The sequence below is a fragment of the Phycisphaeraceae bacterium genome, assembly GCA_019636655.1.
GTDB lineage: Bacteria > Planctomycetota > Phycisphaerae > Phycisphaerales > UBA1924 > JAHBXB01.
In genome coordinates, this window is record JAHBXB010000001.1 from 533,128 (window position 1) to 547,519 (window position 14,392).

The 14,392-nt window shown below is 68.4% G+C and carries 17 protein-coding genes; 9 read left to right on the forward strand and 8 right to left on the reverse strand.

Features of this window, described 5'->3' with window-relative positions; all coding sequences use genetic code 11:
• The first annotated feature begins 29 nt into the window (after positions 1-29).
• The 3 genes from KF745_02305 (at position 30) to KF745_02315 (ending at position 2,756) form a co-directional block, all read left to right on the forward strand.
• Entirely contained in the window at positions 30-815 is a 786-nt protein-coding gene (locus KF745_02305) for a FliA/WhiG family RNA polymerase sigma factor (GenBank protein ID MBX3357239.1), read from the forward strand.
• A gap of 85 nt (positions 816-900) precedes the next feature.
• Entirely contained in the window at positions 901-1,440 is a 540-nt protein-coding gene (folK, locus tag KF745_02310) for a 2-amino-4-hydroxy-6-hydroxymethyldihydropteridine diphosphokinase (protein ID MBX3357240.1), read from the forward strand.
• Entirely contained in the window at positions 1,437-2,756 is a 1,320-nt protein-coding gene (locus tag KF745_02315; protein ID MBX3357241.1) for a hypothetical protein, read from the forward strand. The genes folK and KF745_02315 overlap by 4 nt, the downstream gene beginning before the upstream one ends.
• A gap of 68 nt (positions 2,757-2,824) precedes the next feature.
• Here KF745_02315 and KF745_02320 read toward each other — a convergent pair whose 3' ends face one another.
• From KF745_02320 to KF745_02340, 5 genes are all read right to left on the reverse strand, one after another.
• Positions 2,825-3,853 carry a tyrosine recombinase XerC gene (locus KF745_02320; protein MBX3357242.1) on the reverse strand — a complete coding sequence of 343 codons (1,029 nt, stop codon included), beginning with the start codon at positions 3,851-3,853 and terminating at the stop codon, positions 2,825-2,827.
• Between the two features lie 55 nt (positions 3,854-3,908).
• Positions 3,909-4,196, reverse strand: coding sequence for a hypothetical protein (locus KF745_02325; GenBank protein MBX3357243.1), 288 nt, complete (start codon positions 4,194-4,196; stop codon positions 3,909-3,911).
• A gap of 42 nt (positions 4,197-4,238) precedes the next feature.
• The gene (locus KF745_02330; GenBank protein ID MBX3357244.1) at positions 4,239-5,036 is read right to left on the reverse strand and encodes a hypothetical protein; all 798 of its coding nucleotides are present in this window, start codon (positions 5,034-5,036) and stop codon (positions 4,239-4,241) included.
• Positions 5,037-5,167: 131 nt separating this feature from the next.
• Positions 5,168-6,559 (reverse strand): PD40 domain-containing protein, encoded by a 1,392-nt coding sequence (locus tag KF745_02335; GenBank protein ID MBX3357245.1) that lies wholly within the window; start codon positions 6,557-6,559, stop codon positions 5,168-5,170.
• A gap of 375 nt (positions 6,560-6,934) precedes the next feature.
• Positions 6,935-7,228, reverse strand: coding sequence for a hypothetical protein (locus KF745_02340; GenBank protein ID MBX3357246.1), 294 nt, complete (start codon positions 7,226-7,228; stop codon positions 6,935-6,937).
• A 199-nt stretch (positions 7,229-7,427) separates the two neighbouring features.
• On the opposite strand from KF745_02340, the gene KF745_02345 reads away from it, so the two are divergent.
• The gene (locus tag KF745_02345) at positions 7,428-8,069 is read left to right on the forward strand and encodes a hypothetical protein (protein ID MBX3357247.1); all 642 of its coding nucleotides are present in this window, start codon (positions 7,428-7,430) and stop codon (positions 8,067-8,069) included.
• Between the two features lie 32 nt (positions 8,070-8,101).
• On the forward strand, positions 8,102-8,662 hold the full coding sequence (locus tag KF745_02350) for an NADH-quinone oxidoreductase subunit C (GenBank protein MBX3357248.1): 561 nt from the start codon (positions 8,102-8,104) through the stop codon (positions 8,660-8,662).
• A gap of 28 nt (positions 8,663-8,690) precedes the next feature.
• Here KF745_02350 and KF745_02355 read toward each other — a convergent pair whose 3' ends face one another.
• On the reverse strand, positions 8,691-9,368 hold the full coding sequence (locus KF745_02355; GenBank protein ID MBX3357249.1) for a hypothetical protein: 678 nt from the start codon (positions 9,366-9,368) through the stop codon (positions 8,691-8,693).
• Between the two features lie 495 nt (positions 9,369-9,863).
• Here KF745_02355 and KF745_02360 point away from each other — a divergent pair, with 495 nt between their 5' ends.
• The 4 genes from KF745_02360 to KF745_02375 all read left to right on the forward strand — a co-directional run bounded on the left by KF745_02360 (position 9,864) and on the right by KF745_02375 (position 13,276).
• Positions 9,864-10,493 carry an FMN-binding negative transcriptional regulator gene (locus KF745_02360; GenBank protein MBX3357250.1) on the forward strand — a complete coding sequence of 210 codons (630 nt, stop codon included), beginning with the start codon at positions 9,864-9,866 and terminating at the stop codon, positions 10,491-10,493.
• Positions 10,494-10,609: 116 nt separating this feature from the next.
• Positions 10,610-11,638 carry a PLP-dependent transferase gene (locus tag KF745_02365; GenBank protein ID MBX3357251.1) on the forward strand — a complete coding sequence of 343 codons (1,029 nt, stop codon included), beginning with the start codon at positions 10,610-10,612 and terminating at the stop codon, positions 11,636-11,638.
• A gap of 550 nt (positions 11,639-12,188) precedes the next feature.
• A complete protein-coding gene (locus KF745_02370; protein ID MBX3357252.1) occupies positions 12,189-12,839 on the forward strand; it encodes a DUF1905 domain-containing protein in 651 nt (216 codons plus the stop codon).
• Between the two features lie 8 nt (positions 12,840-12,847).
• Positions 12,848-13,276 (forward strand): hypothetical protein, encoded by a 429-nt coding sequence (locus KF745_02375; GenBank protein MBX3357253.1) that lies wholly within the window; start codon positions 12,848-12,850, stop codon positions 13,274-13,276.
• 40 nt (positions 13,277-13,316) lie between these two features.
• On the opposite strand, the gene KF745_02380 is transcribed toward KF745_02375, so the two are convergent.
• Together KF745_02380 and KF745_02385 are read right to left on the reverse strand one after the other, a co-directional pair.
• Positions 13,317-13,964 carry a TetR/AcrR family transcriptional regulator gene (locus KF745_02380; protein ID MBX3357254.1) on the reverse strand — a complete coding sequence of 216 codons (648 nt, stop codon included), beginning with the start codon at positions 13,962-13,964 and terminating at the stop codon, positions 13,317-13,319.
• Positions 13,965-13,967: 3 nt separating this feature from the next.
• On the reverse strand, positions 13,968-14,390 hold the full coding sequence (locus tag KF745_02385; protein MBX3357255.1) for an ester cyclase: 423 nt from the start codon (positions 14,388-14,390) through the stop codon (positions 13,968-13,970).
• Between the last annotated feature and the right edge of the window lie 2 nt (positions 14,391-14,392).

Below are 14,392 nucleotides of genomic sequence, written 5' to 3' on the forward strand. Positions count from 1 at the left end.
CGGCCGAACAGGCCGAGTCACGCCGCCTCATGGTGGCCGCTTTCGATGAGATGCCCATCAGGGAAGTCTGGGAGGAGTACAAGAAGACCCACTCCCAGGACATCCGCAACTACCTCATCGAGAAGTTCCTCCCGCTCGTCCGCTACGCGGCCGAACGCATCTCCACCCGCCTCCCCGACGAGGTCGACACCAACGACCTCATGCAGGCCGGCCTCTTCGGCCTCATGGACGCCATCGACGCCTTCGATCTCGGCCGCGGCGTCAAGTTCGAGACCTACTGCGCCCCCCGCATCCGCGGCGCCATCCTCGACGAACTCCGCGCCATGGACTGGGTCCCCCGGCTCGTCCGCCACCGCACCGCCCGCGTCGAGTCCGCCCGCCAGAAGTTCATCATGGAGAGCGGCCGCGAGCCCACCGAGGATGAACTCTCCGGCAACCTCCAGCTCGAGGGCGAGGAGTTCGACAAGTTCCGCCGCGATTCCTCCGCCGTCGCCACCTTCAGCCTCACCCGCCGCTGCTTCCAGTCCGATGGCTCCCGCGACGTCCGCGAGATCGACGTCATCAAGGACGAGTCCCAGCGCAACCCCTTCGCCGACGTCCAGCGCAAGGACATCAAGGACCTGATCACCAAGGGCCTTTCCCGCGCCGAGCGCCTCATCGTCATCCTCTACTACTACGAGGAACTCACGATGAAGGAGATCGGCGCCACCCTCGATCTCTCCGAGTCCCGCGTCAGTCAGATGCACTCCAGCATCCTCGCCCGCCTCAAGGCCCAGATGCAGCACCGCGTCCGCGAGCTCGAACCCGCCGAATAGCCGGCCTCCCGGCACAACCAGTGTCTCCACTCAGGCCTGCGTCGCCCCTCCACGGGACGGCGCAGGCCTCTACGCTTTCCGCCAGATGACGACGCCGCACGCATCCCCCGCCTGCATTGGCCTCGGCTCCAACCTCGGCGACCGCGCCGCCCACCTCGACGCCGCCCTCGCCATGCTCGCCCGGCTCCCCGGCACCGCCCTCTACGCAGTCTCCCGCCGGATCGAGACCCCACCGGTCGCCCCACTCGGGATCGAAGCCGGCGGCCCATACCTGAACGCGGCGGCGCTCCTCCATACTTCTCTGCCCCCGCGCGACCTGCTCCGCCATCTCCTCGCGATCGAAGCCGCCCGCGGCCGCGACCGCGTCAACGTCCCGCGCTTCGGCCCGCGCACCCTTGATCTCGACTTGCTCCTCTACGCCGACGCCGTCATCGACGAGCCCGGCCTCCACCTCCCGCACCCCCGTCTCGCCGATCGCCTCTTCGTCCTCGAGCCGCTCGCGGAAATCGCCGGCGCCATGCCCGTCCCGGGCGTGGGGGGCGGCCGGTCCGTCGCCGACCTCCTTCAGGCCCTCCGCTCCCGCTCCATCGTCGGCCGTGCGTCGCGGCAAGGAAGCGCCCCATGATCCTCCTCCGGGTCCCGATGCTTCGCGCCCTCCCGGTACTCGCAGCCGCGATTGCCCTCGGTGCTGCGGCGCCCGCGCCGGCCCCGTCCGGACCGATGCCCGTCCCTGTCGAGTCCGCGTTCCGTGATCTCCGCGCGGCATACCGCTCCGCACCGACCACCGAGCGCATCACCCTCTCGCTCCGGCGGCCCCCGGCCCCCAGCTTGCCCGCGATCGACCGCTCCGAAACCTACATCGTCACACTCAATCCGTCGGCGCTCGCGCCGGCCGATCCGCCCCCCGCTGCGCCGCTGCTCCACATCGACTTCGGCCCGCTCCAACTCTGGGCCACCCAGCGCCGCGTGATCGGCCTCCTCGCATCAGACTCCGCACGCTACGCCGACCTGCCCGTTTCCCCACCATTCTCCGCCGAGTCCCTCGCCCGCGCGATCCCCCCGTTGGCCCTGCCGCAACTGGACCTCGCCCTCTCCGACTCTGCACGCCCACCCACGACCATCACGCCGTACGCACGAGGAATCGCCTGGACCCAGGCCACGGTCGACGACGCCGACGATCCCACGGAAGTGACCATCAACGGCGCCACGGATGCGGGCCCGATCACGCTCGTCTCCGACGCCAAGTCAGGCATGCTTCGCGAAGTCAGGATCAACAGCCGCGGCACCCTGCTCCGGCTCACCCTCGAGCCGCTCGCCACCCAGCCGGGATCGCTGACCCTTCCCAACGTCGACGACCGGCAGCGCCTCGACTCCCTCGCCGATCTCCGATCCTCGATCGAGCCGGCAAAAATCGGCGCCCGCACACCGCCCCTCTCGCTGATGAGGACCGACAACACGGCGTGGACACCGCCCCCGGCTCCGGTCGTACTCATCATGTTCCGCGCCTCCGCGGCAGGTCCCGATCCCGGCGACCCCGAAGCGGTCGCCCTGGCCGCGCGCCGCGCATGGACCGACACCACCCCGGCATCATCCCCGCTCGACATCAGGCCCGTAGCGGTCTTCGATCTCGCGACCGCCGGCTTGTACGACCGCGTCCGCGAGACCGCCCGCCGCTGGACCCAGCCCCCGGCCGATCGAACCGCCGAGAGCGGAAACGCCGCGGACCCGGCGAAGGGGGAGGGGGGGATGGGGGGGGTGCTGTGGAGCCACTCGGAGACCACAACCCTCGCCTACTTCGCTCCCGGCTCGACCGCCGCCGCCGTGGTCATCGATCCCCAGCAGCGCCTTCGCGCCGTGATCCCGCTGACGCGAGAGATCACGCCCGATGCGTTGAGAGACCAGGTTCGCCGAAGCCTCGCCGCGCCCGACCCCGACCCGTGATCCCAAAAACAACCGGAGCCCACGCGGCGAGCGCAGGCTCCGGATACGCATTTCATTAGACCGGTCGATCAACCCGCTTCCGCTCGCGGGTGGGCGCTGTTGTACGCATCCTTGAGCCGCTGCGCGGTCAGGTGCGTATACACCTGCGTCGTGCTCAGCGACTGGTGGCCCAGCAGTTCCTGCACGCTCCGCAGGTCGGCCCCGTTCTCCAGCAGGTGCGTGGCGAACGAGTGCCGCAGCGTGTGCGGGCTGATGTCCGCGTCCAGGCCGGAGGCCTTCAGGTACTTGTCCAGTTTGCGGCGAACCGACCGCGTCGACAGCCGCTTGCCGTGCTTGTTGACGAACAGCGGGCCCGACTGCCCGTGATCGGGCCAGAACTTCGAGTACCGCGGGTCCGCCCGCAGCAGCGCGACATACCGCTTGATCGCCGCGAGTGCGTGCGTGCCCAGCGGCACCAGTCGCTCCTTCTTGCCCTTGCCCCGCACCCGCATCGCCTCGCCCGCCTCGTCGAGGTCCTCGACGTTCAGGCCGACCAGCTCGCTCACCCGGATGCCCGTCGAGTACAGCGTCTCGAGCATCCCGCGGTCGCGCATCCCCAGCACGTCCCGGTCGCTGGGCGTCGCCAGCAGCCTCTCGATCTGTTCGATGCTGATTGCCTTGGGCAGCCGCTTGCTCTGCTTGGGCGTGCGGATCGCCGTCATCGGGTTGGACTTCGCGATCCCGCCCTTGGCCGCCCACTTGTAGAACGACCGCAGCGTCGCGATCTTCCGCGCCATGGTCGCCGCCGAATAGTCCTTGGTGCCGAGGAAGTTCAGGAAGTTCCGGATCGTGTCCGGCGTCGCCTCGCAGATGATCCGCGTCACCGACTGGGGCTGCGTCCCGGATGGCGCCTGCGGCTGGGGCTGCGGCGATCCACCTGACCGCAGCTGGAACGCGGTCTGCTCCCGCGCATCGGCCAGGTCAAGCCCGCTCTCGTCGGCGAGGAACTCCACGAACTGTCGGAGGTCGGCCCCGTAACACCGCGCGGTGTACGGGCTGAAGTGCCGCTCATCGATCAGATACGTGGTAAAGGCGTTGGTCAGTGGAAGTGTTGACATGCGAGTCGCTCCGTTGTCCCTCGGCGCCCTTCGGCGGGAGGCGTTCCTGTCTGCGTTATCTGACCGAGTCCCCTGCCCCATCGACCCTTCTCAGGCCGGGCTTGAGCCGCTGCGCAATCTGGTGGCTCACCAGCGCCGCGTCGAAATAGTCAAACGGCACCCCCGCCGCCGCGGCCAACTCCGAGAGAGAGGCCAGCAACGAAGATTCCTCGCCCGGGCCGCACGAGAACAGCCAGCGGTGCGCCCCCTTAACCAGGGTGACCGTCTGACCGCCCGTCGCCGCGGGCGCCGAGTAGGCGCCGTGCGACCCGGTGTGCTTGGCCTGCTTTGGTGAACCGCTCATTCCGTCGCTCCGTTCCCGCGTCCCGCGGGCCGAAGCCGGCGGTCAGCGGGAGGATTCCATCGCTGTCGACGCTGTCCGCGCGAGCCGGAGTCGCTCTTCATCGAGCAGCCGGTTCACCGTCCAGAACGCCGCAAACTCTGTGTACAGGTCCATGCTCGCCAGGTATGTCCGCCACCCCATCGGGCTGTTCTGCGGGTTGTGGCGTCCCTCGGCGTAGTTCTTCAGATCAAACTGCACCCCGTGGTTCGAGCCGTCCAGGTAGTCGCTGACCACCGCCGACGGCTCGTCCTCGTTCCGTTGCTTGAGAGAGGGATCCTGATCCGAGTACGCCTTCTGCAGCGACGACGGATCAAACCCGCGTGCGGGGACCGAGCGTCCCGGCGCTGCGTACAGCGCCAGGGCCATCCCGACCTTCGGCGGGTTGTACGGATCCCAGGCCGTGATCACGCCGACGATCACGCCGTCGGCGCCGAGCGCCTGGGCCAGGCGCCTCGCGTCGGACCCGGACCGCACGCCGTTCATCCCCAGCGCCCGCATCGCCAGCAGTGTCCGGTTCATGGGAACCGCTGCCAGCCCCTGCGTCGCCGTGACGGTGTTCACGACGGTGTCGCTGACCGCGAGCGAGTCCACGGATGATGTCCCGGACTCGTTCATCAGCGGGGCCACCGCCCACAGCACGTCACCCCTGGTCGTGTCGTAGGGCGACACGGCCACTTGAGGTGGGACCAGTTGGGGCTCGCTGCACGCCGTCGCCGCGAGAACCCACGCCGCCGCCAGCACGCACGCGGCGAACGCCGCGGGCGCACGACGGCACCTGAGCATGTTCTGCACACTTGTCATGGCGTCCTGCCGTGACGCCGGGGCTCAGCCCCGGCCAACGATCCTGCTCGCCCACCGCCCGGCGGCTCCTGCCTCCGGTGGTGCGGTGGGCGAAAGAAGCAGCCCCGCCGTCAGGCGAGGCCGCTCGACGATCAGTGTTCCGCGGCCGGAGTGTGCTCCGGCGCGGTGGCCGTTTCGGTGTGGCGGGCCCGACCGGTGCCCGTCGCAGCAAACACAGCCTTCTCGGTCCCGATCGACCAGATGTTGTCGACACCGCCGCGGTCGGAGACGAAATAAATCCGTCCGTCCGGGCTCCATGTCGGCATCAGGTTCACGAACCGGCCGGCCGTGAGGTTCACGCGTCCGCCGCCGGTGATGTCAGCCATCCAGAGGTCCGCCATCTGCGGGCGGGTGGCGCCGCCGGTCGCGGCGCCCGGGTTGGGGACCACGCCGAAGACGATGCGCTGCCCGTCGGGGCTCCACGCGGGATTGATCAGCGCGGCGCTCTGGCTGCTGGCGATCTCGGTCGGGCTGCTGGTGTCGCCGGGCTTGTAGTCGAGCGTCCACACGCTGAAGGCGCGGTCGCCGCGCTCGCGGCTGCGCTGGAACAGGATCTTGTCGCGCCCGCCCTCGCCGCCCGCGGCGACGGGGGACCACGAGGGGAACAGGCCGTAGCCGATGAACTCGCTCGAGGCGGTCTGGTTCACGTCACTGACCCACATCTCCCAGCGGCCGCTCACCTCGCCCAGCCGGCAGAAGACAAGGCGCGTGCCGTCCGGGGACCACGACGGGTGCAGCTCGTGGGTCTTGTCGCTGGTCACCTGCACCGCCTGGCCGCCGTTGACGGACATCACGTAGATGTCCCACGATCCGGCCCGGTTGCTGGCGAAGGCGATCCGCTGCCCGTCGGGGCTGATCACCGGCATGATGTCGTGGGCCGGATCGGCGGTGAGCTGGGTCAGCGTGCGGCCGTTGACCGGCTTGATGTAGATGTCCGCGGTGGGGCGGTGCTGCGTGCTGGTGAAGACAATCATCTTGCCGTCGCGGGAGACGCAGGGATCGAACGCGCCGCCCTCGGCGGCGAAGGTCACCTGGGAGAGGCTCTCCATGCCGTCGAGCAGCAGGGCCTCGTTGGTCATCGCGGGGTTGCCGGGCGTCTCGCCGTACATGTTGACGGCGGGCTCGGCTTGGCGCCGGGCGGCGGGCGCGGCGGCGAAGACCGGGGCCTGCGTGCCCTGGGCCTCCCACTCGCTCAGCGCGTTCTTGGTCATGCGGTCCAGTTCGAGCGGATCGGGGTAGGCGCCGGGCGCGGCCGCGATGGCGCCGTTCTGCCGGTTCAGCGGTTTGCCGACAATCGTGTCGCTCGGATTGGTCGCCGGGGACGTTGCGATCGAGCCGCCCGTTGCGAGCGGCGCCTTATCGGGGGGGACCGTCGAGAAGACGGATCGAGAGTTGTTCGAGCACCCCGAACCCGCCATCAGGCCCGCAACAGCAACCAGGGCTGCGGCGGAGCCCACGCCAACGGTCTTCCTTGAAGTCTTCATTCGGCCAGGCCTCCCGGTCGGACCATCACCACGTCCGACCCTCTTCCCGCGGCACACGCGGGCGAGGTATTGCCCGTGCTCCGCGACTGCGGTCCCCGCCGAGACTCCGCGGCGGCGGGTTCCGACACGAGTTCGTCCGGCCCGGCCTCCGGCCGTGCTTCCGTTACGCACGCGGCGTCCTGCCGCGCCTGGCCTGGGTTTATCGGACTGCCCTGGCCCGGCGCTTGAGGACCACCGCGAATGCGCACCACAGCATCGGACCAAACAAAGGCCCGCATAAGCAGCCGGTGGAATTTCGGACGCTCCCCTGCCCATCCCCTCCCCCTTCCCCTCTGACAATTCCGCTCCCCCGTCTCTCTCCCCCTGATTGAGTCGCTATTCGTCGCGGCCGGCCACCGGGACGCTGAGGATGGCTGGGGTATCACCCGGGCGTTCCCAGACGGCGTCGCGGCCGCGGGGGCGCTGGGCGCTGACCAGGTGGTCGAGGTAGACGGAGAGAGCGCGGTCGGTGAACCGGTCCAGGAAGCCGGCGGTGGCGGAGGGGTTCATGGAGAGGATGCGGTCGACGATCTGCGGCCGCGTGAGCGTGCGGGAAGCGAGCGTTTCTCGGATTGAGCTCGGACCCTCATCGCCAGCCCAACGCCCTGCACGATCGTTCTCGGTCACCATTGCTATGGACTCCACGACTCGCCCAACCCGCCCAGCCTCGGGATCGAGGCGGCAGGTCATCGGACTGACGTCATCGGGGAACCCAGCATGTAACCCCGAGCGGTCCTTGCAGGCGGTGCGAGCAAGCGACGGGCCAGGGCTGAATTGCGCAGAAACGGCGCGTTTCAATCCGGGTGCGGCGGTCATAGGCTCTGCGATCGTGGCACTCCTGCTCTCTACAAGGAATGGCGAGATCCGGTCGGCCGGGGGTGGTGGCGCGGTGTGGGGGCGGTGGTGGGCACGGAACGTGGCGGGCGGCGAGGTCGTGCGCGGGGAGGAAATGAGCCGGGACGAAGTGGCGGTGGCGTGGTCGGGGACGGTCGCCGACGGGTTGTTCGAGGCGGATCCGCGCACGTGGGGGGCGGCGGGGTGGGGGGCGCTGAAGGCGGGGTGCATAGCGCTGGCGCCGACGGCGATCGGCGCGGGGGCGATGGTGGCGCTGCGGACCCATGCGATGCACGTGCTCTCGGATGCGCCGTCGTGCCGGCGGTTCGGCGAGTGGTGCCGGGAGCAGTTCGGCGCGGAGAGCCCGTTCAGGATCGTGGTGGATCCGGAATCGAACCTGACCGAGTCCATGCTGGGCGCGGCGGAGGACCACATTGCGCGGCTGCTGCAGTGGGTTGCGGACCTGGACGTGGTTGCGGCGATCGTGGTGCCGCGGATGGCGGTGCTGCCGGGGCCGGTGGTGGTTGATCTGCTGCGGGCGCACGCGCCGGCGGGGGCGCCGCTGATGGTGACCGACGAGCAAGGGGATCCGGCGGAGGTGCTGGCCCGTCTCGCCGCTGGGGGGCTTGGCGCATAACCTTGCGGGTCTGCCTGAGGGAGCCCACGCGCATGCCACCTGCCCCGCCCGTTCTGGATCACCCCGCGTTCAAACTCGTGAAGGAGGCGTTCCCCGACGCCGCGTTTCGCGCTACGGAGTTTCGCGGGCAGTCGACGCTGATCGTGGAGCCGGGGGACCTGCACAAGGTGATGGCGTTCCTCAAGCAGGACCCGCGGGCGAACTACTGCTTCCTGAGCGATGTTGTCGGCATCGATTACCTGAACTACCCGGCGAAGACGATCGGCCGGTTTGCGGTGGTGTACAACCTGGTCTGCTTCGACCGCGACGACCGGTTCTTTGTGAAGGTGTTTCTCGATCCCTCGCTCCCCACGGACGGCATCGTCGAAGACCCGGCGCTGTATGTCGACTCGGTTACGGACCTGTGGCCGGGGGCGGAGTGGCTGGAGCGGGAGGTGTTCGACATGTTCGGCATCCGCTTCCGCAACCACCCGGACCTGCGGCGGATTCTGACGTGGGAGGAATACCCGGCGCACCCGCTGCGCAAGGACTACCCGCTCCGCGGGCGCGGCGAGCGGGAGACATACAAGATTGTCGATCGGTCGACGGCGTGAGCCGCGGGGGGCGCGGGGCGGGGTGAACCTAGCCGGAGTCGGTGGGGCAGGGGGTTTGCGGTGTCGGTGCGCGCGTCGCGAGGGAGGAGCGGTGGGGGAGCGGGGGTTGGCGGGGGGAGTCGGCGTGGTGAAGGGTTGAGGATGAGGGGCCGGCTTGAGCTGGCGCTCGCGCTGTGGCTGCGGGAAGCGGCGAGGTGGGCTGAGGGAGAGGGGCGGGTTCGAGGGCGCGCGACGGAGAGGGTGCGGAGGAGGGGGCGGGCGTGAGAGGTGGGGTGGGGGCCGGGCGGGTGGAGTAGAAGATGCGGCGCGGGCCTGGGGTGAAGTTGGCGAGGCGAAGCAGGAGGGCGGCGGCGCGGCGGGCGGTTTCCCGGGAGCGGCGGCGGAGTTCTAACCCTCGCTGGTCGCCGGGGCGGACGGGGAAGTGGGCTTCGTCGGCGTTGTGCTCGTCGATGGAGCGGCCCAGGGCGATGGTGGCCGCGGGGAGGAAGTTGCTGGCGACGATGCGGGTGCGGCGGGCGATGGTGGACTCGATCTGGTCCAGCCGTTCCGCGATCTCGGGCTCGGCGAACCAGAGGACGAGGGCTTCGACGGTGGTGTTGTGGAGGTCGGCGACGTCGCGGAGGGTGAGGGTGGGGTCGGTGACGGAATCGAGGATCTTCGCCGCGAGGTCGGGGGAGGGGTTGAAGGAGGAGGGGAGGGTGAGCATGACCCGTGCAGCATACGGGTTTTTGACGGTGTGTCAATAGGGTTTTGATAGGAATACGAAGAATGCCGCAAGTGGTGGGTGGGGCTTGGGTTGTGTGATGTGGTGGAGATGCAATGCCAGGGGGCTGCTGCCCCCCGGCACCCCCTGCCGGGACACGGCAGGTCCGTCGCGACTGCTGAAGCGGGCGGAGGGGGAGGGGGAGGCCGCAGATGGCCAAGGGCGGAGGGTTGCGGGTGCAACCCTGCTACTCCCTCCGGCGGGGAGTGGCGGGGTGGTGCCGGAGGGCAGGATGCACCGACTCAACCGCAGAGCCGGTTGAGTCGGTGGCACGATGTCGGTGCCACCTGCCTGCTCGGCGAGCCGGTGACGGTTGGCCGAGTCTTCTTCCGTGTTTGCTCGTGGCCGCGATTGTTGGAATCAAAATCACGACACCCACGGTGGTGACATGAACTTGCGGCTTGAATCGACCAGGAATCTCTCACGGAGAACACTTTGATGTACATACCTCCGGCCTTTCGAGAGGACCGCATCGAGGTCCTGCATGTCGCCGTCCGGTCGCACCCATTGGCATTGCTGGTCACGCATGGGGCGTCCGGCCTCACCGCGAACTTGATTCCGTTCACTTTGGTTGCGGATCGGGGCGACAAAGGCACGCTTCAGGCGCACCTGTCCAAAGCGAACCCTCAACTCGCCGACCTTCGCCTAGACGCGGAAGTGCTCGTGGTGTTTCAGGGGCCACAAGCGTACATCAGCCCATCCTGGTACTCGACCAAACAAGAGCACGGGAAGGTGGTACCTACATGGAACTATGTGATTGTTCAGGCTCGTGGAAGACCTCGGGTCATTGACAATGCGGACTGGTTGCTGGATCAGATAGGCGTGCTGACCGCGCAGCAGGAAGGATTATTTGAGGAACCTTGGTCGGTCAACGATGCACCTCACTCCTTCATCACGAATCAGTTGAAAGGAATCTCTGGCGTCGAGATTCCGATTGACAGCATCATTGGCAAGTGGAAAGCGAGCCAGAACCAGCCCGCTGCAAACCGGGCTGGTGTCGTCGCCGGACTGCAACGAGTCGATCCTGCGTCGCCGATGGCCGAGATTGTCAAACGAGCGAAAGAGTAACGAAGGAACACACGATGAACCAGCCTATCAGCACAGGACAACCCCTCTCTCCGGCAACGTGGCTCATCTCCGCCGGTCGGCCTTCGGGGATCGGCGATCCCTTGAACCCTCCCCTTATGCCCGCATCGAACTTCGTCCTGGGCGGCCCACGCGCCTATTCCCGCGATGATGCGACCCCGGCATGGGAAGCGTTTGAAACAGTGGTTGGTGGGTTGGAGGGTGGAAGCGCTGTCGCGTTCGCGTCTGGAATGGCCGCTGCTGCCGCGCTGTTCGGCACGTTGAAGGTCGGAGCGTCGATTGTCCTCCCGACCGATTGCTATACCGCCGTGGCGGGCCTCGCAGAGCAAGGGGTATCCCGTCGCGGCTGGAAGTGCGTTCGTCTGCCCGTGATGGACACAGAGGCATGGATCGAACATGCGCGGAGCGCGGACCTTATCTGGCTCGAATCGCCTACGAACCCGATGCTGGATGTGGCGAACCTTCCTCGCATTTGCGCAGCGCCCCGAAAGTCCGGGTCGCTCTTGGCGGTGGACAATACCTTCGCTACGCCCCTGAATCAGTGTCCGCTCACTATGGGCGCGGATGCCGTCATGCACTCGGCGACGAAATACATGGGCGGACACTCCGACTTGCTGGCGGGCGTCGCAGTCGCGCGTGACCCGGCGCTGGCGCACGAGCTGCGCAAGGCCCGCGAGCTGTCCGGCGGAACGCCCGGCACGCTGGAAATGTTCCTGACACTTCGCGGGCTTCGGACGATGGCGCTGCGCGTCACGTCGAGCCAAGCAAACGCACAAATCATCGCTACGCGGCTGGGTGAGCACCCGCAGGTCCGTTCGATCCGCTACCCCGGCTTGTCGTCGCATCCCCAACACAAACTCGCTTCGACGTTCATGCGCGGCTTCGGCGGGGTAGTGGCGTTCGAGATTCATGGTGACGCGGCGCAGGCCGATGTGGTCTGCGCGTCGCTCAAGATCGTGCGTCACGCAACCAGTCTGGGCGCTGTCGAGTCCACGATTGAACGCCGTGCCGCCGTGCCGGGCCAAGAGCACCTGCCGCCCAGCCTGTTACGGATGAGCGTCGGCTGTGAGGATGTCGAAGACCTGTGGCACGACTTGGAGCAAGCCCTGGGCACGACTCGCAAGTAACCTACGCGCCCGATACGCGCGTCCGCCTGCCGCACGCGCCGGGATCGTCGTGCCAGAGGCGTTTTCAAGCGAGGCGGACGGGACTCGAACTCGCAACCACCGGATCGACAGTCTCGCCTTATCCGTTACAGACGATGCACACTGATGCACCTATGCGGGGCCCGGGTTCAGAGGAGTCGTGCCTGGTCCGTCGCTCATGGCCGCATGCAACCAAAGAAGGGTCCATCGCCGCGGCAAACAGGCGGCGCCGAACGACGTCGCTGTCTTCACGGGAAGGGGCGGAACGAGGCACTGGCGGCGCGATCGTCTGTGTCGCCCGATGCCGAACGGTCTTGATCTGGCCGTTCATGTGGGGAGGGGCGGGGCCTGGGCGACGGCCCGGCTCGGAGATCCGGGCCACCAGGGGGGAGTCTGCAGATGGCAGGCGGGACGCCTGCCCCACCTAAGGACGCAGAGGTTCGGCACGTCCTAGCGTGGGGCTGGAGTTTGGAGGACACCGAAGTCGCCGCGAAGTTCTGCGGGCGCAGCGCCGGAACTGGAGTGAGGACTAATGGCACGACGAGCGGCGCGGCGAACCGAGGCGGCGGGGACGATCGGGTTCACGGCGGCGCTGCTGCGGCCGGCGCGGGAGGCGGGGGCGAGGGCTGTTTCGTGGGCTTTTGTGGTGCTGCCGGCGGCGGCGAGTGCGAGGTTGCCGTCGCGGGGTATGGTGTCGGTGGCTGGGTCGTTCGGCGGCGTGCCGTTCAGGGCCACGCTTGAACCGGATGGGGAGGGCGGGCACTGGCTGAAGGTGACCCGGGCGTTGCGCGACACGGCGGGGGTGGATGTCGGCGACGTCGTGACGCTGGAGATTGCGCCGGTGCCGCTCGAGGAGGAGCCGGAGCCGGGGGTGCCGGCGGACTTGCGGAAGGCGCTGGCGGGGGCTTCGGCGAGGGCGCGGGAGGTGTGGTCGGACATCACGCCGGTGGCGCGGCGGGATTGGATTCAGTGGATCACGTCCGGCAAGCGGGCCGAGACTCGTATGAAGCGGATCGCCGCGGCGTGCGACATGCTCGGCAAGGGGAAGCGGCGGGCGTGCTGCTTCGATCGGTCGGGGATGTATGGGAAGAGCCTGAGCTGTCCAACGCCCGAGCCCCCCATTTCCCCGACTGGCGGGGCGATGCCGGGCGCTGGTCGGCGTTCGCGGGGGTCGGGGCGTTAGCATTGCGCGTGCGCCTCTGGACGCTCCATCCCAGGCACCTCGACACAAAGGGGCTTGTCGCCGCGTGGCGCGAGGCGCTGCTTGCACAGAAGGTGCTGGCGGGCGGGACGACGGGGTATCGCCATCATCCGCAACTGGTCCGGTTCCGAGACCACGTCGATCCGGCCGGGGCGATCGGGGCATTTCTTGAGGGCCTGCTGCACGAGTCCGTGCGCCGCGGCTATGAGTTCGACGGCCGCAGAATCGCTGAGCACGTGCGGCCGCGGCGGATCGTCGAGACACGCGGGCAGGTAATGTTCGAGTGGGAGCACTTGAAGCGCAAGCTTCGAACTCGCTCGCCGGAGGCGTATCGGAGGATCAGGGGGGTGGACGTGCCCGAGGTGCACCCGCTGTTTCGGGTGGTGGAGGGGGCGGTGCGGGATTGGGAGCGGGGGTGAGGGAGGGGTATGAAACGACGATTCGGCGCAGGTTCCGCTCTCATGTCCGGCTCTGCGATTCGCTCAGGGCTGCCCGGACCAGGGCGGCCGCTGCCCAGCTCTTGACCTTGCGGGCTGACTTGGCGTCCATCCCGAGCACATCACCGAAGACGATCATCGATTCGACCCCGAAGAGGAGGGCGAGGGAGGCGCGGAGGCGGTGGTAGGCGGGTTGGGTGAAGCGGTGGCGCGCGGGGGCGAGGGCGGCTTCGATCAGCGGGGTGCGTCGGTTCTGGCGTACCGGGACGCCGGTGTCCCCGGGGCTTGCGCGGGCGACTTGCTCCAGGCTGGCCGCGAGCATGATCCGGAGTTGGGCTTCGTTGCGGACGCACATGTCGTGGAGGCGTGCCTCGGCCTTGTCGATGCGGGCCACGGGGTCGGTCGAGTGGTCGTCGGCGAAGACGGACTCCGGGTCGGGGGCGGCGCCGTCGAGGGGGGCTTCGACCAGCATCGATTCGATGCTGGGGAAGTAGCGGTAGGCGGTGGCGCGGGAGACCATCGCCTCGTCGGCGACGGCGTCCATGTCGGGGGCGCGGCCGCCGCCGCGCTTGAGGAGACGGGCCGCCGCGGCGAGGAGGTCCTTGCGCGTGCGCCGGCGCTGGTTGATGCGGCCGGCCGGCGGGGGTGACTTGCTGCGGGGCCTGGGCATCGCTTAGTCCTGCGGCAGTTGCTGCATGATTGAGGCCATGTCGAGCCAGACGTTTTCGCGCTGGATGCGGCCGTCGTCGGAGAACTCGACCACGTGCAGGAGGCGGAACTTGAGGGGGCGGTTTCGCCCTTCCAGGCCGAAGGGTGTTCCTGGGGCGCGGCCTTCCCACATGGACTCGTCGACGAGGAAGCGGTCGCCGTAGAGGCGTTTGATGACAGTGACCTTGCTCTCGGCGAGGTCGGCGAAGGTCTGCTCGTAGAACGCGCGGGCGGCTTCGCGGCCGCGGGTCGGGCCGGCCGGCCAGCCGACGATGTCGTGGACCGCATCGGGCGCGAGGGTTTCGAGCACACCCTGGACGTTGTCGGCGGCTTCGAATGCGAAGTGCTCGTCGATGGTGCGGTCCATCTGTTCTCTGGTCAGGGGCACGC